Origin of the sequence: Niallia sp. FSL W8-0954 (assembly GCF_038005605.1) — a bacterium.
Lineage (GTDB): Bacteria > Bacillota > Bacilli > Bacillales > Cytobacillaceae > Niallia > Niallia circulans_A.
Genome location: NZ_JBBOTN010000001.1, coordinates 188,159 through 209,747 on the forward strand (window position 1 = coordinate 188,159; position 21,589 = coordinate 209,747).

23 protein-coding genes and 8 tRNA genes are annotated in these 21,589 nt (G+C 37.4%); 26 read left to right on the forward strand and 5 right to left on the reverse strand.

From position 1 onward, the window contains the following. Nucleotide 1: 1 nt before the first annotated feature. From NX902_RS01015 to rocF, 9 genes are all read left to right on the forward strand, one after another. Nucleotides 2–76 (forward strand) — tRNA-Asn (locus NX902_RS01015). 28 nt (nt 77–104) lie between these two features. Beyond that, nucleotides 105–177: transfer RNA gene (locus NX902_RS01020), tRNA-Thr, on the forward strand. A 15-nt stretch (nt 178–192) separates the two neighbouring features. Next, nucleotides 193–267: transfer RNA gene (locus tag NX902_RS01025), tRNA-Glu, on the forward strand. A 3-nt stretch (nt 268–270) separates the two neighbouring features. After that, nucleotides 271–346 (forward strand) — tRNA-Val (locus tag NX902_RS01030). Nucleotides 347–374: 28 nt separating this feature from the next. Beyond that, nucleotides 375–450 (forward strand) — tRNA-Thr (locus tag NX902_RS01035). A 29-nt stretch (nt 451–479) separates the two neighbouring features. Further along, nucleotides 480–563, forward strand: a tRNA-Tyr gene (locus NX902_RS01040). A gap of 43 nt (nt 564–606) precedes the next feature. After that, nucleotides 607–681: transfer RNA gene (locus NX902_RS01045), tRNA-Gln, on the forward strand. 2 nt (nt 682–683) lie between these two features. After that, nucleotides 684–756: transfer RNA gene (locus tag NX902_RS01050), tRNA-Lys, on the forward strand. A gap of 184 nt (nt 757–940) precedes the next feature. Next, entirely contained in the window at nt 941–1,837 is an 897-nt protein-coding gene (gene rocF / locus NX902_RS01055) for an arginase (RefSeq protein WP_163185870.1), read from the forward strand. A gap of 94 nt (nt 1,838–1,931) precedes the next feature. On the opposite strand, the gene NX902_RS01060 is transcribed toward rocF, so the two are convergent. Then, nucleotides 1,932–2,099, reverse strand: a complete 168-nt coding sequence (locus NX902_RS01060) for an aspartyl-phosphate phosphatase Spo0E family protein (RefSeq protein WP_095331404.1) — start codon at nt 2,097–2,099, stop codon at nt 1,932–1,934. Between the two features lie 324 nt (nt 2,100–2,423). Between NX902_RS01060 and sigW the strand changes: the two genes are divergently transcribed. The 6 genes from sigW (at nt 2,424) to glmS (ending at nt 9,873) form a co-directional block, all read left to right on the forward strand. Then, nucleotides 2,424–2,987 (forward strand): RNA polymerase sigma factor SigW, encoded by a 564-nt coding sequence (sigW, locus tag NX902_RS01065; RefSeq protein WP_047943945.1) that lies wholly within the window; start codon nt 2,424–2,426, stop codon nt 2,985–2,987. Further along, nucleotides 2,980–3,657, forward strand: a complete 678-nt coding sequence (locus tag NX902_RS01070; RefSeq protein ID WP_445668884.1) for a zf-HC2 domain-containing protein — start codon at nt 2,980–2,982, stop codon at nt 3,655–3,657. Before sigW ends, NX902_RS01070 begins: the two co-directional genes overlap by 8 nt. A gap of 258 nt (nt 3,658–3,915) precedes the next feature. Next, nucleotides 3,916–4,740: a diadenylate cyclase CdaA gene (cdaA, locus tag NX902_RS01075; protein WP_095331402.1), complete on the forward strand. Its 825-nt coding sequence runs from the start codon at nt 3,916–3,918 to the stop codon at nt 4,738–4,740. Next, on the forward strand, nt 4,733–6,058 hold the full coding sequence (locus NX902_RS01080) for a CdaR family protein (RefSeq protein ID WP_171509189.1): 1,326 nt from the start codon (nt 4,733–4,735) through the stop codon (nt 6,056–6,058). Before cdaA ends, NX902_RS01080 begins: the two co-directional genes overlap by 8 nt. Before the next feature lie 42 nt (nt 6,059–6,100). Continuing rightward, nucleotides 6,101–7,453, forward strand: coding sequence for a phosphoglucosamine mutase (gene glmM, locus NX902_RS01085; RefSeq protein ID WP_171509190.1), 1,353 nt, complete (start codon nt 6,101–6,103; stop codon nt 7,451–7,453). A gap of 617 nt (nt 7,454–8,070) precedes the next feature. Beyond that, nucleotides 8,071–9,873, forward strand: coding sequence for a glutamine--fructose-6-phosphate transaminase (isomerizing) (glmS, locus tag NX902_RS01090; protein ID WP_341160494.1), 1,803 nt, complete (start codon nt 8,071–8,073; stop codon nt 9,871–9,873). Between the two features lie 142 nt (nt 9,874–10,015). Here the strand turns inward: glmS and NX902_RS01095 are convergent, their stop codons facing one another. The 3 genes from NX902_RS01095 to NX902_RS25780 all read right to left on the reverse strand — a co-directional run bounded on the left by NX902_RS01095 (nt 10,016) and on the right by NX902_RS25780 (nt 11,608). Beyond that, the gene (locus NX902_RS01095) at nt 10,016–10,144 is read right to left on the reverse strand and encodes a hypothetical protein (RefSeq protein ID WP_341160495.1); all 129 of its coding nucleotides are present in this window, start codon (nt 10,142–10,144) and stop codon (nt 10,016–10,018) included. 613 nt (nt 10,145–10,757) lie between these two features. Beyond that, nucleotides 10,758–11,270, reverse strand: a complete 513-nt coding sequence (locus tag NX902_RS01100; RefSeq protein ID WP_204259845.1) for an MmyB family transcriptional regulator — start codon at nt 11,268–11,270, stop codon at nt 10,758–10,760. Next, the gene (locus NX902_RS25780) at nt 11,210–11,608 is read right to left on the reverse strand and encodes a helix-turn-helix domain-containing protein (protein WP_204259844.1); all 399 of its coding nucleotides are present in this window, start codon (nt 11,606–11,608) and stop codon (nt 11,210–11,212) included. The genes NX902_RS01100 and NX902_RS25780 overlap by 61 nt, the downstream gene beginning before the upstream one ends. Nucleotides 11,609–11,754: 146 nt before the next feature. Between NX902_RS25780 and NX902_RS01105 the strand changes: the two genes are divergently transcribed. Next, the gene (locus NX902_RS01105) at nt 11,755–12,549 is read left to right on the forward strand and encodes an SDR family NAD(P)-dependent oxidoreductase (protein ID WP_341160496.1); all 795 of its coding nucleotides are present in this window, start codon (nt 11,755–11,757) and stop codon (nt 12,547–12,549) included. 405 nt (nt 12,550–12,954) lie between these two features. On the opposite strand, the gene NX902_RS01110 is transcribed toward NX902_RS01105, so the two are convergent. Beyond that, nucleotides 12,955–14,208 carry a DUF5068 domain-containing protein gene (locus tag NX902_RS01110; RefSeq protein WP_163185840.1) on the reverse strand — a complete coding sequence of 418 codons (1,254 nt, stop codon included), beginning with the start codon at nt 14,206–14,208 and terminating at the stop codon, nt 12,955–12,957. Nucleotides 14,209–14,481: 273 nt separating this feature from the next. On the opposite strand from NX902_RS01110, the gene NX902_RS01115 reads away from it, so the two are divergent. The 10 genes from NX902_RS01115 to NX902_RS01160 all read left to right on the forward strand — a co-directional run bounded on the left by NX902_RS01115 (nt 14,482) and on the right by NX902_RS01160 (nt 21,482). Then, entirely contained in the window at nt 14,482–14,631 is a 150-nt protein-coding gene (locus tag NX902_RS01115; protein ID WP_164464002.1) for a hypothetical protein, read from the forward strand. After that, nucleotides 14,618–15,310, forward strand: coding sequence for a DUF1963 domain-containing protein (locus NX902_RS01120; protein ID WP_123258707.1), 693 nt, complete (start codon nt 14,618–14,620; stop codon nt 15,308–15,310). Before NX902_RS01115 ends, NX902_RS01120 begins: the two co-directional genes overlap by 14 nt. A gap of 652 nt (nt 15,311–15,962) precedes the next feature. Next, nucleotides 15,963–16,391 carry a MarR family winged helix-turn-helix transcriptional regulator gene (locus NX902_RS01125; RefSeq protein WP_095331356.1) on the forward strand — a complete coding sequence of 143 codons (429 nt, stop codon included), beginning with the start codon at nt 15,963–15,965 and terminating at the stop codon, nt 16,389–16,391. 111 nt (nt 16,392–16,502) lie between these two features. Beyond that, nucleotides 16,503–16,799, forward strand: a complete 297-nt coding sequence (locus NX902_RS01130) for a putative quinol monooxygenase (RefSeq protein ID WP_123258709.1) — start codon at nt 16,503–16,505, stop codon at nt 16,797–16,799. Between the two features lie 214 nt (nt 16,800–17,013). Further along, entirely contained in the window at nt 17,014–17,202 is a 189-nt protein-coding gene (locus NX902_RS01135) for a hypothetical protein (RefSeq protein ID WP_164464000.1), read from the forward strand. A 75-nt stretch (nt 17,203–17,277) separates the two neighbouring features. Then, complete coding sequence (locus tag NX902_RS01140; RefSeq protein WP_095331352.1) at nt 17,278–17,916, forward strand: nitroreductase family protein; 639 nt, start codon at nt 17,278–17,280, stop codon at nt 17,914–17,916. Between the two features lie 41 nt (nt 17,917–17,957). Beyond that, on the forward strand, nt 17,958–18,329 hold the full coding sequence (locus NX902_RS01145; protein WP_172859494.1) for a DUF1304 domain-containing protein: 372 nt from the start codon (nt 17,958–17,960) through the stop codon (nt 18,327–18,329). 344 nt (nt 18,330–18,673) lie between these two features. Then, nucleotides 18,674–19,480 (forward strand): hypothetical protein, encoded by an 807-nt coding sequence (locus NX902_RS01150; RefSeq protein WP_341160497.1) that lies wholly within the window; start codon nt 18,674–18,676, stop codon nt 19,478–19,480. Nucleotides 19,481–19,701: 221 nt separating this feature from the next. Continuing rightward, nucleotides 19,702–20,397 (forward strand): response regulator transcription factor, encoded by a 696-nt coding sequence (locus tag NX902_RS01155; RefSeq protein ID WP_061800718.1) that lies wholly within the window; start codon nt 19,702–19,704, stop codon nt 20,395–20,397. Between the two features lie 11 nt (nt 20,398–20,408). Next, nucleotides 20,409–21,482 (forward strand): sensor histidine kinase, encoded by a 1,074-nt coding sequence (locus tag NX902_RS01160; RefSeq protein WP_095257904.1) that lies wholly within the window; start codon nt 20,409–20,411, stop codon nt 21,480–21,482. Nucleotides 21,483–21,589 lie beyond the last annotated feature (107 nt).

A 21,589-nucleotide genomic window follows, 5' to 3' on the forward strand; every position in this document is an offset into this window, starting at 1 on the left:
TTCCGCAGTAGCTCAGTGGTAGAGCATTCGGCTGTTAACCGAACGGTCGTAGGTTCGAGTCCTACCTGCGGAGCCATTATTTTTAATTATATGTTAGCCAAAGTGCTTCCATAGCTCAGCAGGTAGAGCACTTCCATGGTAAGGAAGAGGTCACCGGTTCGAGCCCGGTTGGAAGCTTACGAAAATAAATACGGCCCATTGGTCAAGCGGTTAAGACACCGCCCTTTCACGGCGGTAACACGGGTTCGAATCCCGTATGGGTCACCATTTGGAGGATTAGCTCAGCTGGGAGAGCATCTGCCTTACAAGCAGAGGGTCGGCGGTTCGATCCCGTCATCCTCCACCATTAATTTTTAAAAGTTTATAAATTTATTGCCGGTTTAGCTCAATTGGTAGAGCAACTGACTTGTAATCAGTAGGTTGGGGGTTCAAGTCCTCTAGCCGGCACCACTTTTTTAATTGTCATTAGTTTGAATATCGGAGGGGTAGCGAAGTGGCTAAACGCGGCGGACTGTAAATCCGCTCCTTCGGGTTCGGCGGTTCGAATCCGTCCCCCTCCACCATTTATCATTGGACAATATTAATTATATGTCCTTTTTATATTTTTGGGCTATAGCCAAGCGGTAAGGCAACGGACTTTGACTCCGTCATTCGTTGGTTCGAATCCAGCTAGCCCAGCCAACGAGCCATTAGCTCAGTCGGTAGAGCATCTGACTTTTAATCAGAGGGTCGGAGGTTCGAATCCTCCATGGCTCATCTTTAAACCAAACACGATTGTGTTTGGTTTTTTTGTGCTTTTAAACATGGCATTCTTGTTATTTCCCCTTGAGGATTTATAGCATATTCGCATATATATACATAAAGATGTTGAGTTGAGTCATTGTTTCGGGAGAAGGTACAATAAAAGCAAAATATAGCTGGAGAGATGGGGAGGATTTTCATGAGAAAGCTGACTATTATTGGAATGCCGATGGATCTTGGACAAATGCGCAGAGGGGTAGATATGGGGCCAAGTGCAATCCGCTATGCAGGTGTTTTTGAAAGATTATCAAAGCTATTTTCTTCTATTGAAGATTGGGGAGATATATCAGTAGGAAGACCAGAAACCATAATAGATGTTCAAAGCAATCTTAGAAATCTTCACTTAATAGCAGAAAAAAGTCTAATGCTTGCAGAAATGGTTGATAAGATCATTCAATCAAAGTCATTTCCTCTTATATTAGGCGGAGACCATAGTATAGCAATTGGGACACTTGCTGGAGTATCTAAGCATTACACAAATTTAGGGGTCATTTGGTATGATGCACATGGAGATTTAAATACGGCAGAAACCTCTCCATCAGGGAATATTCATGGCATGCCACTGGCTGTAAGTTTAGGATATGGGCATGAGCTATTGACCAATATATTAGGAGCCTCTCCTAAAATAAAACCAGAGCATGTAGTTATAATAGGGGCTAGATCTTTGGATGAAGGTGAGCGCAGGCTTATAAAAGAATTAGGAATCAAGGTTTTTACTATGCATGAAATTGATCGACTAGGAATGACGAAGGTGATGGAGAGTACGATTGATTACTTAAAGGAAAAAACAGATGGGGTACACTTGTCTCTGGACTTAGATGGATTAGATCCAAATGATGCACCAGGAGTTGGAACACCAGTTCCTGGGGGAATAAGTTATAGGGAGAGTCATTTAGCTATGGAAATGTTAGCGGAATCAGGACTTATTACTTCCGCTGAATTTGTAGAAGTTAACCCGATATTAGATGAAAGAAACAAGACTGCCTCATTAGCTGTAGCATTAATGGGTTCCCTATTTGGAGAAAAATTACTATAAAATTAAAAAAGGTAACAAAGCTAAAAAGCAGGCATGGATGTGCACTGCTTTTCATATGATAATTGGATTGGAAGTCAGGACAAAACAATCCTTATTATTTTACAGATAGCTGACTACATATTTTTTCATATTTATTTAATAACAAATCTAATTTTGTACTTATGTCAACAACTTTTGGGTGCGAAAAAGAAGTGTTGTTTGCCAAATAGATCATCATTTCACGATGTTCTTCAATGTCTTTTAATAATTTTCTATCACTCATTTGCTTCACCCTCTATATGTTTTTATAATTTCTTCCTAATCTATATAGCCGTAGTAAATTCAAATGTTGCTTGTCTTGATTTTAGCATATTATTACTTTTTTTATAACCAATTCTAAAAATTTTAAACATTATGTGGCATTATTTGTTAAAATAAGAATGAGTATCCTAAAAAAGATAGATGTGCATAATAGGGAGATTTTTCACTACATATAAGTGAGAATATTATTTTTTTATACATAATAAAAAATTTTTAAAGAAAAAATGAAACCTTTCCTGCTGTCGATTCGTAAATCGATTAGCCGCACTAGAGCGGAGGTAAATAGATGGAAGCATTAGTAAAAAAAAGGATTCAACAAGTTTTAAAAGGGGATAAAAATGCATTTGGTGACATAATCGAACTATATAAAGATAAAGTGTTTCAAATTTGTTATCGGATGTTGGGGAATAGGCATGAAGCAGAGGATATAGCACAAGAGGCTTTTATTCGTGCATATGTGAATGTTCATCGCTATAATATGGAATATAAGTTTTCAACATGGCTATATCGTATTGCGACAAACCTATGCATTGACCGTATAAGAAAGAGGAAACCAGATTATTATCTTGATGCAGAGGTTCCAGGAACAGACGGCTTAAATATGTACTCACAAATTTCCTCGGATGGAAAATTGCCTGAGGAGGATGTAGAGAGTATGGAGCTACAAGCAATGATACAAAGGGAAATTTCGAAACTTCCTGAAAAGTATCGAGCAGTCATCGTTTTAAAATATATCGAAGAACTTTCTTTGAATGAGATAAGTGAAATTCTGGAGCTTCCTTTAGGAACAGTTAAAACGCGTATTCACAGGGGAAGAGAAGCGTTGAGAAAACAATTACGGTATGTCTGATAAAGAAGGTGAAAATAATATGACTTGTTCAACAAAGATTATTACCTATATGCATCAATATCTTGATGAAGAAATAGAAGAAGAGAATTTAAAAGAATTAAAAAAGCATTTAGATCAGTGTGAAGAATGTGCAACTCATTTTCATGAATTGAAAAAAACTATTGCGCTGGTCCAAAGTACGTCTCACATCCAAGCACCAATGAACTTTACAGAAAATATACTAGCTAAATTGCCGGAAGAAAAGAAGCAAGTAAGAGTGAAACGATGGCTTCGTCACCATCCTATGCTTGCTGCTGCTTCCCTTTTCCTTATATTAATGATATCGAGTCTAATGTCGTCATGGAATGAGGACCATCAGTTTTCTGTTTCGAAACAGCCTAATATAATAGTAGAAAATAATACCGCTATTGTGCCAGAGGGAGAGACAGTAAAAGGTGATGTGATCGTTCGTAATGGAGATATTAAAATAGAGGGACAAGTTGAAGGGAATGTAACAGTAATCAATGGTAAGAAGTATATGGCTTCTGCTAACCAAGTAACCGGTGATATTAAAGAGGTAAACGAAATATTTGATTGGTTATGGTACCATATAAAGAAAACTGTAACGGATATTACAGGGGTATTTAGTGATGAGGATAACACCCAAAAAAATAGCCTTCCTGCAATTTAATTTTAAATTGCAGGTTTTTTTATTTAGTTTTATATGTATTTTTCTTTCGAGTAAAAATAGGGCTTAAATACAATGGAGACACATATACTAGTGATATGGACAATCTAATTGTTTTCAAGATAGTTGGTTATGCTTTTCTTTGTATTAATTGGAATTGTGTTATAATATGATAATTGTAGGATTTCTCCTGACATATTTGAGTTAGGGAAAAATCTTCTAAAGCGTCACTTTTGAAATATATACTTTGGAGGAAGGAAAATGTCGTTTGCAGATTTCCCTTTTTTAAAATATTTAGCGAATACAGTAGACATTATCCTTGTTTGGTATGTCATTTATAAGATTATTACAATTATCCGCGGGACAAAAGCGGTACAATTGTTGAATGGAATATTTGTTATTTTAATTATTAAAATGTTAAGTGAATATTTCCAACTACAAACATTAAGCTGGATGATGCAGCAGGTAATACAGTGGGGTGCTTTAGCCCTTATTATTATTTTCCAGGGAGAATTAAGAAGAGCTCTCGAACAATTGGGGCGAGGGAAGTTTTTTTCACGATCCGTTGTTCAGGAACATGAACTCCAAGCCCAGTTAGTGGAATCGATTGTAAAAGCAGTAGACTATATGGCTAAACGAAGAATTGGTGCGTTAATCACAATTGAAAGAGAAACAGGAATGAGTGATTACATAGAAACAGGTATTGCGCTTGATTCAAAGATATCTGCAGAGCTATTAATTAATATTTTTATTCCGAATACTCCACTGCATGATGGAGCCGTTATTATACAAAAAACAAATATTGCCGCAGCCGCATGTTACCTTCCTCTATCGGAAAGTCCCTTTATTTCAAAAGAGCTGGGAACTAGACATAGAGCGGCACTGGGCATTAGTGAAGTAACAGACAGCTTAACCGTCGTTGTTTCAGAGGAAACGGGTGCAATCTCGATAACGAAAAACGGTGATTTGCACAGAGAATTAAAATTAGATGCATTTAGAGAAATGTTATCTAGTGCCTTGATAACACCTTCTACCAAACAAACCACGTCTAGTAAGTGGAGCTGGAAGGGGAAGAAAAATGAGTAAATTGTTTAATAATGTAATAGGTAAAAATTGGTTTACAAAAGTTTTATCCTTAGCTTTTGCTCTTTTACTTTTTTCCTATGCATATGATCCCAATGAAAGTTCAACAGATGTAAATGTTCCAGGTGATTCAGAAACTGTTATTTTAGAGGATATCCCGGTAACAGCCTATTATGATACTGAAAATGTAGTTGTTACAGGGATACCGAAAACTGTTACCGTTACTTTAAGAGGTCCAACGGTTCATATACAGCAGGCTAAATTGAAAAAGGATTTTGAGGTATATGTGAATTTAGCAAATGCTAATTTAGGAAGTAAGACCGTTCCCCTTCAAATAAAGGACTTATCTGATAAAATTAGGGCAACGATTGATCCCGAAACGATAAAAGTCACGGTAAAAGAAAAGGTTACTCAAGAATTTAATGTAGAAGCAGAATTTAGCAGTAACGCTCTTGCGAAAGGATACGCTGCTGGAACACCGAAAATTGAGCCGAAAACAGTTAAGGTTACAGGAGCAAAAGATGAGATTGAAAAAATTGCCTATGTAAAGGCAAATGTAAATCTTGATGGAAATACAAATGAGGCTGTAAGCCAACAGGCGAAGGTTTCTGTATTGGATGGTAGTTTAAATAAATTAAATGTGCAAGTGGAACCAGAAATAGTAGAAGTGAATATTCCTGTAAAAAGAACGAGTAAAACAGTACCTATAAAAATAGTGGAACAAGGTAAGCCAAAGGATGGTATAACCATTGATTCGATAACTTTGGATAAAAAGGAAGCAACTATCACTGGTCCAGAAGATGTTTTAAAAGATGTGGAAAGCACAAGAGTTGAAGTTGACCTAAGTAAAATAGAAAAAGATGAAGAATTAACATTACCTGTCATTATATCCAATGGGGTAACATCTGTTGATCCAGAGCTTGTAAAAGTTACAGTAAAGGTAACAGCCGCCCAGCAAGAGCAAGAACAAGAACAGAAAGAGGATGATGAGCAGGCGAATCAGGATTCAGAGGAAGCTGTGACGACAGAAAAAACAGAAACAAGAACATTAAGCAATGTACCTATTACTATTAAAGGTTTAAATAGCGATTTAGAGGCAACCATTGCTAAACCTAAAAGTAGTAGTACAAGTCTTCGGATTTCTGGGGAGCAAAATAGGGTAAGGGAATTGAGTGTCTCTGATTTTAATCTCTATATAGATTTAACAGGAATGGATGATGGGGAGCACGAAGTCCCTATTAAAGTAAATGGACCTGACAATATAGATTGGGAACTAGCTACAAATACGGCGAGTGTGTCTATTACAAATAAAGAGGCTTAACATAAAACGTGATCTATACTAGTTAGAAGGAGCGATATAGAAATGGGTAAATATTTCGGTACGGACGGAGTACGAGGTGTGGCAAATAGTGAACTAACACCAGAGATAGCGTTTAAGCTAGGAAGATATGGTGGTTTCGTCCTAACAAAAGACCACGACAGACCAAAGGTATTAATCGGACGAGATACTCGTATTTCCGGACATATGCTGGAAGGAGCGCTTGTAGCAGGATTGCTTTCCATTGGTGCAGAAGTAATGCGCTTAGGTGTTATCTCTACACCAGGTGTATCCTATTTAACAAAGGCATTAGGAGCACAGGCGGGAGTAATGATTTCTGCATCGCATAACCCGGTCGCAGATAATGGGATTAAATTTTTTGGTCCTGATGGTTTTAAACTATCGGATGAGCAAGAGTTAGAAATTGAAGCACTGATTGATCAAGCAGAAGATACGTTACCTAGACCAACGGGTTCAGATCTTGGTCAGGTTGATGACTATTTTGAAGGTGGTCAAAAGTATCTGCAGTTCTTAAAACAAACAGTGGATGAGGAATTTGCAGGCATTCATATTGCATTAGATTGTGCACATGGAGCAACTTCTTCCTTAGCAATGCATTTGTTTGCAGATTTAGATGCGGATATTTCTACAATGGGCGCATCACCGAATGGATTAAATATTAATGATGGCGTAGGTTCTACACACCCTGAGGCACTTTCTAAATTTGTCCTAGAAAAAGAAGCAGATGTTGGGTTAGCCTTTGACGGTGATGGTGATCGTTTGATTGCTATTGATGAAAATGGGGATATCGTGGACGGCGATCAAATTATGTATATATGTGCAAAATACTTAAAAGAAACAGGAAGACTCAAAAACAATACAGTTGTTTCTACTGTCATGAGTAATTTAGGCTTCTATAAAGCACTAGAACAACACGAAATTACGAGCATTCCAACTGCTGTTGGAGACCGTTATGTAGTCGAAGAAATGCGTAATAATGGCTATAACCTTGGTGGAGAACAGTCAGGACATATTATCTTCCTGGACTACAACACAACAGGTGACGGTCTTTTAACTGGGCTGCAATTAGTTAATATTATGAAAGTAACAAAGAAAAAGCTATCGGAACTGGCAGGAGAAATGAAGAAATTTCCGCAAAAATTAGTGAATATTAGAGTGACAGATAAATTTCATGTAACAGATAATGAAAAAGTAAAAGAAGTAATTGCAAAAGTGGAACAAGATATGAACGGAAATGGAAGGATTTTAGTTCGTCCTTCTGGAACAGAGCCACTTGTACGTGTGATGGCGGAGGCTCCAACAGAAGAATTATGTGAAGCTTATGTGAATGTTATTTCCGAAGTTGTTAAAGAGGAAATGGGTTTACCAGAAGAATAAACTTAAACACATAAGGGACTTATACTAATATCTATGCAATTTGGAACAAAATTAGCACGATAGAATACATTATTAGGGTGAAAGACATTTCCGAAGAAATGTTTTTTACCCTATTATTTTTTCCGCTTTTCGTGTCGGAATGTATCCTACCTCAGTTAATGAAATAAAAATTTACGATTTTGTCATAGGATTGTATTTGACGGAACGATTCTAGGTAGGGTATGATTAAATTGCTTTTTGAATAAAGCAAACCTGTTGATAAGGAGGATAGGGATTATTATAGGAAATTGAAGCGCCTGGACTAGTAATGGACGACACGAAACTAGTTGACGAGGAGGAGGTTTATCGATTTTTCGGCGGATGCCTCCCGGTTGTATTAGCCAATCGTAAGTCATACTTTAAAACATTAAGGTAACTTAATGCACAAAGAGTAGGGCAAGCTAATCATAAGCGTAATCTTTAAGTTGTATTATCTACAACCTTTGTCTTCATCTGTCTTTAGGCAGTACAAAAGATGCAGTATATTACAACTTATAACCCCAAAAAAACAGAGATAAGGGAGCAAGTTTGTTCCCTAAAAGTGACTTCTTGCTCCCTTAGAACGGAGGAAAAGAAGTATGTGCGGAATTGTTGGTTATATTGGAAACCAGGATGCGAAAGAGATTTTATTAAAAGGTTTAGAAAAACTAGAATATAGAGGCTATGACTCAGCTGGTATTGCATTAAGCAATGGAGAGGGAGTTCAAGTTTTTAAAGAAAAAGGACGAATTGCTGACCTACGCAGTATTGTGGACGAAGAAGTATTTGCACCTGCTGGAATTGGTCATACACGCTGGGCAACCCATGGTGTGCCAAGCAGATTAAATGCGCACCCACATAAAAGTGCATCAGAACGCTTTACAATTGTTCATAATGGTGTCATTGAGAACTATGACTTATTAAAGAAAGAATACCTTGCTGATGTTACTTTGAAAAGTGATACAGATACAGAAATCGTTGTTCAACTTATTGAACATTTTGTAGAAGCCGGAAGCGATGTAAAGGCAGCATTTGTTCAAACACTAAAATTATTAAAAGGGTCTTATGCGTTTGCCTTATTAGATGAGCAAAACAAAGACATGATATATGTAGCAAAAAATAAAAGCCCATTATTGATAGGCTTAGGGGAAAGCTTCAATGTTATCGCAAGTGATGCAATGGCTATGCTTCAAGTAACTGATCAATATGTGGAATTAGTAGATAAAGAAATTGTGATCGTGACAAAAGACGAGGTAACCATTGAAACATTAGAGGGAGAGATTATTTCCCGGGAAGCATATACGGCAGAACTAGATGCTAGTGATATTGAAAAAGGAACATATCCTCATTATATGCTAAAAGAAATTGACGAACAGCCAGTAGCTATTCGCAAAATTATTCAAGAATATCAAGACAAAGATGGAAAGTTGACAATTGATCCAGCGATCATTGAAGCGGTTAAAGCTGCCGATCGTTTGTACATTGTAGCTGCTGGTACATCTTATCACGCCGGTCTTCTTGGGAAGCAATTTATTGAGAAATTAGCAAAAATCCCTGTAGAGGTTCATGTGGCAAGTGAGTTCGGCTACAATATGCCGTTGCTTTCTGAAAAACCACTGTTCATTTTCATTACACAAAGTGGAGAAACAGCAGATAGTCGTGCTGTACTTGTGCAAGTGAAAGAAATGGGTTATCCAACTCTAACTATCACAAATGTACCAGGCTCCACATTGTCTCGTGAAGCTGACCACACCTTATTATTGTATGCTGGTCCGGAAATTGCAGTAGCTTCTACTAAAGCTTATACTTCGCAAATGGCTGTATTGTCTATCCTTGCAGAAGTAACAGCAAGAAGCAAAGGCTACCAGATAGATTTTGATCTTATTCATGAATTAGGTATCATTGCCAATGCCATGGAAGGCGTTTTTGAAGATAAAGAAGAGCTAGAGGCTATTGCTCGAGAATATCTGGAAACATCAAGAAATGCTTTCTATATCGGGCGCGGCATTGATTACTATGTTGGCCTTGAAGGTTCTTTAAAGCTAAAAGAAATTTCTTACATCCAAGCAGAAGGATTCGCAGGTGGAGAATTAAAGCATGGAACAATTGCTTTAATTGAAGATGGAACACCTATTATCGCATTAGCAACACAAGAGAGTGTTAACTTAAGCATACGTGGTAACGTGAAAGAGGTAGTAGCTCGCGGAGCAAACCCATGCATCATTTCGATGAAAGGCTTAGAAATGGATGGCGACCGCTACATTGTACCAGCTGTGCACGACCTGTTAACACCCCTTATCTCTGTAGTACCATTACAATTAATTGCTTACTATGCAGCCCTTCATAGAGGCTGCGACGTAGATAAACCACGTAACTTGGCTAAGAGTGTTACGGTGGAATAAGTTTGGTTTTAGCCTTTTCGGGTAATTGTCTATCCAAAACTCTCCCTTACAATTTATAACTAAGTCTTACAATATGTAACTTAGTTTTACAAAGAAGGGGAAGTAGAAGACAGCTATGTACTGAGTCTTTATGTAAAATCAATCAGAATCGGGAACGTACCAAAGGTACGCTTTCTCGGTTCTTTTTTTCTATCCCAAATTCAATCCGCTTCTGGCTTTTCCCCCGCTTTAACACTCCTGTTTTTCCTTTATCATTATCATCTTTTTTCATCCCTTATTCCTCACCCCTATTCCCCTTATCTCTTCTCTGGCTTGATTTTCGGGCTTTTTATCGGGCATTTGATCTGGCTTATTTTTTATCTTATTCTGGCTCTTCTCTCTGGCATTTAAGACCTTCGGTCTTTCGGTTACAGATTTAAGGAGGAAGGATGTTTGGCGGTGCAAAAGGGGGGAGAAAGGCATAAGTAAAAACATGAAAAATTCCTATCCTTTCTTCTTAACCCTTATCTCTATATTGTAAAACTTAGTTCCATTTTCAGATATTTTCAAGCGGTTATTTTACCTAATTTCTGTAAGAAATTGCAATTTTCTTTGTAAAACTTACTTCCATAGTAGAGGTAAAGATTAAGGGGTGAAAGAGGGCATGAAGGTATGTGCAAGAAGGGATTGAGGGGGATGGGGGGAGCTTTGTAAGGGAGAGTTCCAAAGACACAGTAATGTAGATTTATAAAAAATAACCTCTTCGGGTATGATATCCCGAAGAGGTTATATTTATTATAAAAGGTGGAATGAGAATGTTTCCTAAATATAATTCCCAGAAACATAGCCTATTAGAATCGATAGTTTGCTTTACTGATATTTTAGGGTTTTCTAGCTTAATGATGTTATCCCTTACTTCCTTTTGCAGGTGATCCCTTTGCCAAATATTTTTCTAGCTTTGATCTTGTTGCTGGTAGAGGCATGTAAATCATCACTCTCATATCAGGATCATTGGGGACTTGCAGGGTAATATGATCGAACTCAAGGTGTCCCATGTGGGGATGTTCCACTTCTTTAAATCCTTCAAGAGAGCCGGGCGTTTCATGCTGCAGCCATAGACGGCCAAATTCAGGACTTATTCGTTTAAGATCTTCTATTAACTCGGCAAACGACGAATCTTCAACGTATCGGGCTGATGCCGTGTGGAATTCCGCAATCATTCCCATAGCCTTTTGGTCGAAATTTTTGAAGTGTCCCCTCCATACCGGGTCCGTGAAAAACCGCCAGATTAAATTGAATTCATGAGGCGGTGTTCCCAAGGAAATAGAGAAAATTTCATTTGCAGCATCATTCCAGGCTACAAAATCCCAGCGCCTTCCCAGAATATATGCAGGATTCGGAGTAAGGTCATCCAGCATCCTTTGAAATGTTGCCCCGATACTTTCTTTATGAGGAGACAAATAAGGAGGAAGTGATTCTCCTGCAAGAAAAAAAGATGCCGTCGTTCATTGGGATTAAGCTTTAGAGCAGCAGCTAGGCTTTCTAACACTTGTACTGACGGACGGATATCACGTCCCTGCTCCAGCCACATATACCAGGATGTGCCGATATTTGATAGCTGTGCGACCTCTTCCCTGCGCAATCCTACTGTCCGCCGTCGGGACCCAGTCGGTAAACCCACATCCTCTGGAGAAAGCCTTGACCTCTGTTTACGCAAAAAATCCCCAAGAGCCGAACGGCGCTCGCTATCGTTCATCCAATCCCTCCTAACCTATTACTCGGAAACCTATGATTAAGCAACCTCTCGTTAAATGTGTATTATAAAATTATACTTAATTATAGAAATCGTTTCAACTCAGTTTGAAACGTTTCAAACCATTACTGACTATAAAGGAGATAGCCATGCAATCAATAACACAGCACAAAAATTACAATTCTCAGGGAATGCTTATCAATAAAGTAGCTCTGGTTACAGGGGCCAGCCGCGGCATCGGAGCAGCGGCTGCCAAACTATTCGCCGGAGAAGGAGCGGCGGTTACTCTCGTCGCAAGAACAGAGGCAGCTTTACGCTCTGGAGTTGAGGAAATTATCGCGAAAGGCGGTAAAGCCGATTATATTGTAGCTGATCTGGCCGATCCCCCCAGCATCGAACGGGCGGTTCAAACGACCGTTGAGCGTCGCGGTCGCCTGGATATAGCATTCAATAATGCTGGAATTGGATCTCCTCTTTCGCCCTTAACAGATGTCACAGAAGAGGATTTCGACCATCTTCAAGCTGTAAATTACAAAGGAATCTGGGCGGCAATGAAAGCGGAAATCAAGGCAATGCTTGATACTGCAGGTACTGGTGCCATTGTCAATAACAGCAGCGTGGGCAGCTTCAGAGGTAATCCTGTGTTGTCTGTCTACGGAGCCGCCAAACGGGCTGTTAATAGTCTGACCGAGACAGCTGCCATTGAATTCGGACCCTCGGGTATCCGCGTAAACGCTATTGCACCTGGCACCACTATGACCGAGATGATCGAGGGGTTAGTTGCACAAGTTCCAGATATAATCGAAAAAAGCAACTCTGTGACACCACTTAGGCGTCCTGCCGATCCTCATGAGATCGCACAAGCAGCTGCCTGGTTATTGAGCGATAGAGCCTCTTACGTAACAGGCGTAGTTCTGCCGGTGGACGGTGGAACAAGAGCGTAGTCCCAAACAGAGGGAGTATCCCAAAGGGTCCATAGCCAGGGATACTCCTTCGTATGTAATGGAAGAACAAAATTTTACGATCAAGCAAGTCGCCGAGTAAACCGGTATTTCCGAAGATACAATCCGCTATTGCGAAAAGAGGATGCATTTTATATTACACAAATGTTGTAGCATTCTTATAATAAAAGAAGAGAGGTCTTCTTTTAACACAAACGGGGCAGTTTTAAAAGGATTTCTTATATTTTTACAAAATATTATAAATGGACTTGAATTCGCATTTGCTAAGCCAAAATAACAAGCTAAAATCCCCATCATAAGTGATAAGTATTGTACATTTGGGAACTCATAATAAGTCCGAAAAAACCAGTGCCTTTTCTAACTGACACTGGTTTCTGTTTTTTTTATTTATCTTGGTAAGCTAAACGTAGCAGATTTTCCTTTGAATTGGTCTTTGCCATCTGTACCGACAAATGGACCAAATCTCATATCAAACTTCTTATATATTTCAAATTCATCTTTTCTAAGTAGGAAAACATGCAGTTTTTCACCTTTTTGTCCCGCAGCAATCTCCCTTTGTTCACGAGGTTCCACCATACCCTGACTTAACACTTTCGCACGATTGTCATCAATATTAAGAGTAGTTTTTAGATTCGATATGTCAACAGGTTCTGATGTTTGATTATCAACATTCAATTTGACAGTCACAGCCACAATCCCATTATCACCAAAATTTCTAAAGCGTTCTTTATTGGCTTCTGTTGGAATCACTTCAGTATATTGTACACCTTCAAGGGTAATTTTCACTTTATCTATCTCTTTGGTATCATTAATTCCAGATTTTTCAAAAATCATTTTTTTGTCAGCCATATTATCAGTCGTTAAACGATCTTGATAAAATTGGGGTTGTTCAGCTGTTTGTTTTGCTTGTTCATCGCTATAAATAAAATCATAAGCCGGCGATTGCTGCATGTTACTATTTTTAGCTTGGTCATTATCAGCTAAACCGCCTTCAATTATATATTTTGGTTTTACTGTTTTTAATTTTTCAAATTCAGCATCTGATAATCTGAAACTCATTAAGCCAGTTACCTTCTCGCCAGCTTCATATAAAGTAATCTTTTCTTTATTCTTTTTGATTTTATTAATCTGCTGATCTTCAGGTACAAGAGTTTTCCAGTCAGACGGAATATAATCATACTCATTGCTTAGCTGGATCTTATGATTATTATTATAATACATTGGTTTATCGGTTCCATTTTCAATGGTAACTTTAGTCGTTACTACGTATCCATTATTCTGGCCATCAAAACGCAACTTAGAATCTTCGTTCATGTCTGTTACTTTAACAATTTGGTATTCGTTAACGGATACTTTGAAACCATTAATATCATTTAAAAATCCAGGTTCTTTATTGGTATAAACAACTTCAACATTTCCTTCTGTTTCTTCTGCAATACTTGGATTCAATACCTCACCTGATTTAGTATCTGATTCTTCTGCTTTTTCATTTGTTTTCCCTTTATTACTTGTTTCCTCTGTTTTAGCCTTTGAATCATTCTCTTTTGGTGATTCAGAAGCTTTTTCTTCATTTCCGCAAGCCGCCAACAATAACATTGCTGCAGAAAGGATTGATACCGATAATACTTTCGTTTTTTTCACATTTACACCCCTTCTTTTTATGTAGACCATAATTATTATAAAGGAAAATAGATAAGAATTCCTTTAATATTACAAAAATGGTATATTTTATCTAGTTTTGAAGAAGACTTTATCCCTAATTTCAATAACTTTTGTAGTATGAAACTTTCTAAAAGATTATTGATAGAGAAATGGATGAATGAGCGACGAAAAGCAATTTAAAGCATAGGTTGGTCAACCTGCTTTCGCAAGAAACTGATAAAAAGAAGCTAGATTTCGATTTGGCCGTCTTTGATGAAAGAATCAGGAGCATATTTGAGCCGCGTATCGGCATCCATTATACTTGAGGAGATGGATGGAACTTATAGAAAGACTGCTATCCGTCTATCCAGTAGAAAGCTAACAGATATCGGGAGGAGAATTGCTTACCATGACACAATTTGAGGCATTTAGTTTACTTAGGGAAATAGCAAAAAAGCCAGTACTGGCGCAAATTGGCGGATTTCGTCCGGAGGAAGCGAGGATGAGTTGGTTTGGCGGGCATTTTTATATTGATAAGGAAGCGGGATGGCCTCATGACAAAGATGGTCCCATGATTCCCGTATTGCAAGCGTATGTGCCTGAAATACCTGGTGGGATCGATGGTGTGGGAGAGGCAAGTTTGATCCAGCTATTTCTTAACAGGAAACAGCTTCCAATCTATCCTGTTAAGAACGGAGAAGGCTGGCTACTCATCGAGCATCAGTCGGTGGAAGAGCTGCAATTAATGGAAACACCGGAAGAAGCAAGAGGTCTGAGGGAATTTCAGATTCGGTGGCACAAGGCTGATAGCGATGATTACCCATGCTGGGAAGAGGCTTGGGATTATGTTGACTTGACGGAAGTGAACGAGGATGAAGATGCGAGCGATCAGTTCTTCGATGAATTCGGCAGTTACCCGCAAACGAAAATAGGAGGATACGCATCCTATATCCAGTCACCGGTTTCCTTAGAAGATTGTCAGTATATCATGCAGATCGGAAGCGAGGAAAAGCCGAGATTTATGGTGGGTGACAACGGGACGATTTACTTGTTCAGGTCTCGTTCGACTGGTGAATGGCATATGCATTGGGATTGTTATTGAGACTTTGACGGTCAGATAAGATAAACGGGCGATAAAAAGCAGATTTTTTTACCCAATGGAATTAATTTTTTGTCATTATGGAGTGTCAAGAAATTGATCCCCATGTCTGGCAGCAATAACTTGAGCTGGTTCCGGATTTGCAAATGGTGAAATTATTTTAGGGCTAAGCCAGCGGTCAGTGGAGTCGTTTCGTCTTATCTCTGGGGCCTTTGACGCCTCGAGCAGTTTAAGCCGCGGGTTAGCTTAGCTTGCATACGACTGGCTTTGGTTAATACTTAAAATTAATGATATTTTTACCAGAAAAGGCAAAATAAAATGCAATTTCCTTAAGTTACTTTATTCTAAAGCTACAGGTGACATATCTGTATAGACAAATCTAAATAAGACAATATAAAACACCTACGAAAAGGTACACTTAAACAAAGTACTATTTCGGAGGTGATTTTGCATGGGAAAAACTATGTGATACTTATAATTCCAGGTAGTATGCGCTAAACTATTCATGTCCTTTATAAGGTACCCCTTTTTTTTGCGCGAGATAAAAAGGAAAAATAAAAATACTTGCATTTTAAATCCAATTGAGTTAAATTATTTGATGAGTCAATAATTGATGCATCAAATAATTTTTAAACTGTAAAAAGGAGGGAAGTTATTGACAAATTCTTGCTCTAAGGAAGCAATTATTTTATATAAATTATTTTTTATTAATAAAGAAATCAATTCGAAATTTGAAGGCTGCACAGGTGTTAGTCAGTCGCGCCTTGAACTTTTGCGCCATCTTTATCAAGCGGATGAAATGAGCCAAAAAGCACTTCAAAAAGAGATGAATATTGACAATGCTGCCATCACGCGGCATTTGAAACAACTCGAGGCAAACGGGTTGATTTTAAGACGAAAAAAAGCGAGTGACAACAGGATCACTCTTGTGACGCTAACTGATTATGGACGTCAAAAAATTAGTTGCTATCAAGAAGAAAAGAAACGTTTCGTCACTTCTATGCTAAAAGATATTAGTGAAGAGGAACGAGATTTGCTATTTGATATGCTAAATCGTATTCAAAATAGCATAAAAGAAATCTAAAACGTAAAACTTTAATGGAACGCCGTTCAAATATTGATATACGCACCGGAGTGTTCATAGATGTTTTAAATTTTCTTTAATATAAAAGGATTGAGAGAAGAGGAGAAGAAGATGATTATTATTCATGCTGAAATGCAAATAGACGCAACAAAACAACAAATTTTTTTAGAAGAGATAGAAACACTAATTCGTGCTTCTAGACAAGAAAGTGGAAATGTTTCTTACAATTTATATAAAGATATAGAAAAGAATCATACATTTACCATGGTTGAAGTATGGCAAGATGAAGCGGCGGTAGCAAGCCATAATACAAGTGAACATTTTACTTCTTTCGTGGCCAAAGCTAGTAACTTTTTAGTGGCACCACTTGCTATAAAAGCATATGATGGACAACCTTTGCAAAGTTAGATAGCTCTAGTGTAAAAATGAGTTACAAGTAGACATCATTTTTTAATTGATTGGCGATTTATAAATGGGAAGATTGTTTATTAGAAAATATTCTGGATAACAATGACATGTCGGAATCCCTTAAATTGTAAAGTTTACATTTTTAAGAGATTCTCCTGCATTGCCCTCAACTTAGTTATTATAACTTTGATAATCGAGAATTAATTAAAAGTAGATGGAACAAAAAATGATTAAGAAAAACCTTCAAAAAAGGATGATATCGATGGCGCAGCCGTTACAAGACACGTCAAGCAGATTGAAGCTAAAAGAAGAAGGTAATCCTGAGGACAGCCGTATTATCCTTGCTCGGTTGAGCGAACAAGGGCGAGACCAAGTCAAGGCTTCCTCGGAAATCTCAGCATAGAAGAAAGCACTGTGTTTAAGAAAGTGCTGTTTGCAGATAAGGAAAAATATTAAAATATACAGGAGTTGTTTGCACATGAAAACTACATTAAAAACAAACGATTTTATGAAAATAATGAAAGAGCGCCGATCCATTCGCAACTATGATCCAACAGTTAAAATCAGCAAAGAAGAGATGACGGAAATATTAGAGGAAGCGACTACAGCTCCATCTTCAGTCAACGCACAGCCATGGCGTTTTCTTATCATCGAAAGCCCAGAATCCAAAGAAAAACTTGCAGCGCTTGCTAAATTTAATCAGTCACAAGTCACCACTTCATCTGCCGTAATCGCAGTATTTGCAGATATGAACAATGCAGACTATTTAGAAGAAATTTATTCAAAAGCCGTTGACCTAGGGTACATGCCACAGGAGGTAAAAGACAGACAAATTGAGGCTTTGAAGGCACATTTTGAACAACTACCGGAGCAAGTAAATCGGGAAACGATCCTAGTTGACGCTGGTCTCGTCTCCATGCAGCTTATGTTGACAGCACGCGCGCACGGATATGAAACAAACCCAATAGGGGGCTATGAAAAAGAAAATATCGCTGAAGCTTTCGGATTGGAAAAGGAGCGCTATGTACCAGTCATGCTTCTGTCCATCGGAAAAGCAGCTGATGAAGGATATGCTTCATACCGTCTCCCTGTCGATAGAATTGCGCAATGGAAATAATATAAATTGATATTAGGAAACAGAAAAGGGGGGATTAGTGAGTGGAAGTACTTGCGGCCATTTTAGTTGGGATAGTAGCAATAGAACATTTATTTATTATGATCCTTGAAATGTTTTTTATTGATTCAAAATTGGCAAAACGAGCTTTCAATTTACCGAAGCACTTAGAAAGAGATCGAAATGTAGCCATCATGTTTGCAAATCAAGGTCTATATAATGGGTTTTTAGCAGCTGGTCTCATTTGGGGACTCATACTTGGACTTAATTCAATTGGCTATATGATTCAGTTGTTTTTCATAATTTGTGTGGTAGTGGCAGCCATTTTCGGAGGCTTTACATCCAACAAATCAATTATTGTGAAACAAGGGCTTCCGGCTATTTTAGCACTGATTACCCTTTTGTCTGTAATGTAGAACCGAAGCTTTTATATTTTATAAAAAAATCTAACAGAGTTATTAAAAGAAAATCCATTTTGAACAATCTTTCTTCAAAATGGATTTTTTGTATTCTTTGATAAATAAAGAGTCCATAAAATGTTTTAATTAATCTTTATTTGAAAGCTACTTTTGTATAAAGTTGCAACGTTTATCCCCCTTTAGTTCTAATAATTGGCAGGGGATTTTTTAGTGAAGGGAAGAGGTATGCATATTCAAATGGGAGAATGATTGAAGGGGAGTAGCGGGGAAATTTATGTCATAAAATAGTTTCCTGATAACAAATATAGTAAAATAAAGGAAAAAGAAAAGGCGGTTTTTGAATGCAGCGCAACTTTGGAAAGTATGATATACCAGCAAGCCTTCAAAAATTAATGGAATTAGAGAAGGAACTTGGCGATTGTGAATCTTTTTATAATGGGCTTCACTTTTATATTTCATTATCCGACTTTCGCTATTTTAACACACCAAGCGATGTTATTGTATTTGGCCATATTGGAGTAGATGGTATTCATTATGGATTTTTAACAGACTATGGATCGGTTTCTGACCTTGAAGAGGCGCCTATTGTCTGTATATGTCCAATGGAGTTTGAAAAGCCAACCCGTATAATCGCAAAAAATTTGCGTGGATTTTTACGTATCAATTGCACAGATAGTGATTTATTTTATAATTATTTCGCTGATGAAGACAGTTATTTAGTATTCAAGGAACGGGAAGTGGATGATGAACTTCATCCTCAGTCTGAACGACAATTATTAAAGTATATCGATAACTTTTTAGAAAAAAACATTCAAATGCCTATTATAGCTAATCCTTATCGCTATATTCAAACGCTTAGATTGCAGCGACAAAAAATGATAACTATTCAAACCCAGGATGGCATTGGTGTAATTGCTCCATTTCTTGCTAATGAAACGCACATTCCTTTTAAAATTAATAAAGACGTTGAACCAGACTTAGCAGCTTTAAAAGCATACTTATCTCGTGCACCAATACCATCACAATATGCTGTATTTCGAGATATACAACTTCATCATGTTCTATCTGATGAACCATTGTTAAAGAAAATTGTGCTGGAATCCATGTATAATATAGGACTTATCGATGAAGCGAATAGACTATCTTAAAATCTCTTACCAGGTCTAAAAAATAAGCCTGAAAATGTTTCTAAATGAAAGTGTTTGAAGACATATTAACCTAAGAAGTGCTGCAATATCAGCATTTTTTTGAATATAAAAACTAGTTAAAGGTCAAGAAAAGCATAGTTCGAAAGGTCACTTATCAAAAAAATCTTCTAAGTTAACTAAAAACGTCAATATATACGTAACCAAATAAGAGGAGGGAAAATGTGAACGAAAGTATACTTATTATAGAAGATGAAGTAGGATTAATTAAAATGTTGAAACGCTTATTGGACAAAGAAGGATTTCAACAAATCTATCAGGCTGAATCGGGGGATCAAGCATTAATAAAGGTCAAGGAACACAAGATTGATCTAATATTGCTCGATGTCATGCTGCCTGATATAAGCGGTTTTGAATTGTGTCAACAAATTAGAGAAATATCAGATGTTCCCATTATCTTTTTGACTGCTCGCACTACAGATATTGACAAATTAACCGGATTTTCTATGGGCGGTGATGATTATATAACGAAACCGTTCAATCCTCTTGAAGTCGTTGCTCGAATAAAGGCCATTCTATATCGTCAAAGAAAAAGACTGCCGGAAATGGTTAAGATGTTTCGCACAGAACGGTTTGCATTGTACTATGACCAAGCAAAATTAATTGTAGAGGAAAAAGAAATAAATTGCCCAGCTAAGGAGTTCCAATTACTAAAATTCATGTGCCAACATCCCAATCAGGTTTTTAGTGTAGAACAACTGTATGAAAAAATTTGGGGGGATTATAACATTTTTGGGAAAGAAAATACGGTTATGGTCCATATTAGTCGTCTACGTCAAAAAATTGAAAAAGATCCTAAACATCCGGAGTATTTAATAAATGTTAGGGGATTGGGTTATATGCTGAATCATGGAAACTAAAGGAGTTGCTAATGAAATTAGAATCTAGAATATCCTTGGCTTTGATAATCATTTTTTTAGCCATAGGTGCTATCTTTTTTATAACGGGCTTTTCAGTCCTTAACTTATTGAACATTCCTTTAAGAATTAACGGATTGGTTAATTATGTTTTATTCCCGTTATTATTCATTGGAATGCTTATTCTGCTTGGCCGTATTATTGACCGTCAAATCAGGAAGCCCCTTTTCTTTTTTATACGCTGGATTGATCAATTATCACTTGGTGTTTTTAAAATGCCTAATACAATAAAGAATTTCCCCTTAAATAAGATGAAGTTTGGTCCATTTGTGGAACTTAAATCAAAGCTCGATGGACTAACATATCAACTAAATGCAGCGGAGGAAGAGCGAAAGGAACTTGAAGATATAAGAAAGAACTGGAGCGCTGGAGTGACACATGATTTAAAAACACCGTTATCGTACATTAAAGGCTATGCAGCCATGCTTCGTTCAGAACATATATGGGACGAAGAAGAAATGAAGGAGTTTGCTAAAATCATTGAAGAAAAATCATTGTATATGGAGCAATTACTTGATGATTTAGGTGCTATTTATGAGTTTGATAAAATGCAAATTCCATTGAATTTACGTACTATGAATCTGGTCACTTTTGTACAAAATGTTTTGAAAGATATTCGTCAGTATCCGCTGGCTAATGATTATTACTTTTATTTAAGAGTCCAGGATGAGGGAGATATTTTCTTATCTTTTGATCAAGCATTATTAAAAAGAGCTTTAGAAAACTTTATTATGAACGCTATCTATCATAATCCCCGTGAAACAACTATTACTGTTTCCATAGAAACTATAGAAGGTTCAACTTTAATAGAAATTAAAGATAATGGCCGTGGAATGGATGATAAAACAATTAAACAGTTATTTAATCAATATTACCGAGGTACAACCACGGATAAACGCCATCTTGGGTCAGGTTTAGGAATGTCTATTGCTAAACAGTTTATTGAAAAACAAGGTGGGCAGATTAAAATTGAAAGTGAGCCGAATAAAGGGACGAAGATAAAAGTGTATTTCTTTGCCAAAAATTAAGGTCCTGTTAAGACACCATTTCAGTGGTGTTTATTTTTTTGCCCTATACTTTATTTAGCAATTAAGCGTTCCCGGTGATTCATTTCATTACGAAATAGGGAGGAATG

Coding starts and splice junctions, on each gene's coding strand:
- NX902_RS01060 (WP_095331404.1), bottom strand. CDS start 2,099: ATGAGTGATAGAAAATTATTAAAAGACATTGAAGAACATCGTGAAATG.
- sigW (WP_047943945.1), top strand. CDS start 2,424: ATGGAAGCATTAGTAAAAAAAAGGATTCAACAAGTTTTAAAAGGGGAT.
- NX902_RS01100 (WP_204259845.1), bottom strand. CDS start 11,270: ATGCTGGATGACCTTACTCCGAATCCTGCATATATTCTGGGAAGGCGC.
- cdaA (WP_095331402.1), top strand. CDS start 3,916: ATGTCGTTTGCAGATTTCCCTTTTTTAAAATATTTAGCGAATACAGTA.
- NX902_RS01095 (WP_341160495.1), bottom strand. CDS start 10,144: ATGAAAAAAGATGATAATGATAAAGGAAAAACAGGAGTGTTAAAGCGG.
- NX902_RS01140 (WP_095331352.1), top strand. CDS start 17,278: ATGAAAACTACATTAAAAACAAACGATTTTATGAAAATAATGAAAGAG.
- NX902_RS01120 (WP_123258707.1), top strand. CDS start 14,618: ATGACACAATTTGAGGCATTTAGTTTACTTAGGGAAATAGCAAAAAAG.
- NX902_RS25780 (WP_204259844.1), bottom strand. CDS start 11,608: ATGAACGATAGCGAGCGCCGTTCGGCTCTTGGGGATTTTTTGCGTAAA.
- NX902_RS01160 (WP_095257904.1), top strand. CDS start 20,409: ATGAAATTAGAATCTAGAATATCCTTGGCTTTGATAATCATTTTTTTA.
- glmS (WP_341160494.1), top strand. CDS start 8,071: ATGTGCGGAATTGTTGGTTATATTGGAAACCAGGATGCGAAAGAGATT.
- NX902_RS01135 (WP_164464000.1), top strand. CDS start 17,014: ATGGAACAAAAAATGATTAAGAAAAACCTTCAAAAAAGGATGATATCG.
- NX902_RS01130 (WP_123258709.1), top strand. CDS start 16,503: ATGATTATTATTCATGCTGAAATGCAAATAGACGCAACAAAACAACAA.
- NX902_RS01150 (WP_341160497.1), top strand. CDS start 18,674: ATGCAGCGCAACTTTGGAAAGTATGATATACCAGCAAGCCTTCAAAAA.
- NX902_RS01080 (WP_171509189.1), top strand. CDS start 4,733: ATGAGTAAATTGTTTAATAATGTAATAGGTAAAAATTGGTTTACAAAA.
- NX902_RS01115 (WP_164464002.1), top strand. CDS start 14,482: ATGAAAGAATCAGGAGCATATTTGAGCCGCGTATCGGCATCCATTATA.
- NX902_RS01105 (WP_341160496.1), top strand. CDS start 11,755: ATGCAATCAATAACACAGCACAAAAATTACAATTCTCAGGGAATGCTT.
- glmM (WP_171509190.1), top strand. CDS start 6,101: ATGGGTAAATATTTCGGTACGGACGGAGTACGAGGTGTGGCAAATAGT.
- rocF (WP_163185870.1), top strand. CDS start 941: ATGAGAAAGCTGACTATTATTGGAATGCCGATGGATCTTGGACAAATG.
- NX902_RS01070 (WP_445668884.1), top strand. CDS start 2,980: ATGTCTGATAAAGAAGGTGAAAATAATATGACTTGTTCAACAAAGATT.